At 70.5% G+C, this 1,510-nt stretch carries 1 protein-coding gene; it reads right to left on the bottom strand.

Features of this window, described 5'->3' with window-relative positions; all coding sequences use genetic code 11:
- The coding region (locus IJH84_RS04260; RefSeq protein WP_295140420.1) for a hypothetical protein at positions 1 to 1,510 on the bottom strand (1,510 nt) is incomplete at both ends.

The raw sequence follows: 1,510 nt of genomic DNA, 5'->3' as shown, positions 1-1,510 counted from the left end.
CCCCGTGACGTGCTGTACGGCGAGGTGTTGACCACGCCGATCCCCTGGCCCTGCGCGAGGTGCCCGTCGTGCTGCGAACCGCCCAGGTAGCCCAGGAACACCGAACCCACGAAGCCGGCGCTGGTGACGTTCCAGCCCCGGGCGTGGCCCACCTTGTTCCTGGCGGTGAGCTCGCGGGACATCAGCTCGTACTCGCTGCGGGTCACCGGCGCGGAGTCGTCCAGCACCGGTTTGAGCGTGGTGGCCATTGAGACGTGCAGGTTGGCGCGCGTCCGCTGGTAGGACAGCTCCGCGGTCCGGGGCCTGCTGAACCGCTGCGGGTCGGCCTCGATCCGCCGCGGGTTCAGCATCGCTTGCACCGGGCGGACGATCTCCGGGACCGGGAAGCGCACGATCGGATCGTCGTTGGTGACCCGCTTCAGCAGGTCCTGGGCCATCTTCCCGAGCACTTCGCCGCCCTGGAAGCCGACCAGCCGGGCGTAGTCCAGGTTGCGGGTGGCGCCGGCGGGCAGCTCGCTCAGCGGCGGCGGATCGCCGAGCTGCTGGATGACCGGTTCCGGGGAGTCCGCGTCGGCGCGTTGCGACCCGCCGGTCCGGTCGCCCACCTGCTCGGGTTGCCCTGGGTGCTCGGACTGCCCTGGGCGCTCGGGCTGGGGACTCTCCTCGGTGCCGCGGGCGGCTTGCTCGGAGTGCGGGACGTCGCCGGCATCGCCGAGCCGGCCGCGGGAGACGAGGCTTTCCGGGACCACGAACCGGGCATCGACGGTGCTGGTGATCGGCGCGGCCGGATTCGCCAGTTTGCGGTGCCGCCCGTGCTGCTCCGGCGGCAGGTCGAGCGGGAGGCCCGCGGTCAGCGCCTGGAACTTGGGCACGTCCCTGCCGGGGCGCTGCGGCAGAATGCGGCGCAACCCCTCGCTGGGGCGCACGTACGACAGCACCTCGGCCCTCAGGTGGAAATCGGCGCGGAACTCCCGCAGCGGCTGCGGATCGACCTTGCCGTTCGCCTGCAGGCTCCCGGCCGCCCGCTTGCCTTCGGCGACGGTCTGCTTGCTGGACTCGTAATCCTGCCGATGACTGCGGGTGAAATCGGTGCGGTAGCCGCCGAAGAGCACGTTCAGGCCGCCGCCCAGCGCGGAGTAGAACCGCGTCTGAAAGCCACCGATCGCGCTCCACGAAGTGGACTGGCTGGTTTTCGCCCCGATCTTCTCGGTCGTCTTCTGGATCGTGTGGACCCGGCCCTTCTTGCTGCTGCCCGTTGCGGGAGTGCCGTCGGTGTCCGCCTTGCCGTCGGTGTCCGCGGTGTCGCCGGTCCTGCTGCCGTTGTCCGCGGCCGGGTCGCCGTTCGCCTCGTCGTCCCGCGCACCTACCTGGAGCGGATCGCCGTCCCGGACGTTGTCGAAATCCATCGACAACCGGATCATCGACACGTAGTCGTGCGCGAACTCCTTCGCGTACACCGGCAAGTAGAGCCCCTCGCCCAGCAGGAGCGGCGCGACTTGCTGGAACACCT

Source organism: Saccharopolyspora sp., from assembly GCF_017434145.1.
Lineage (GTDB): Bacteria > Actinomycetota > Actinomycetes > Mycobacteriales > Pseudonocardiaceae > Saccharopolyspora_C > Saccharopolyspora_C galaxeae.
This window is presented reverse-complemented; position numbering and strand designations above follow the sequence as displayed.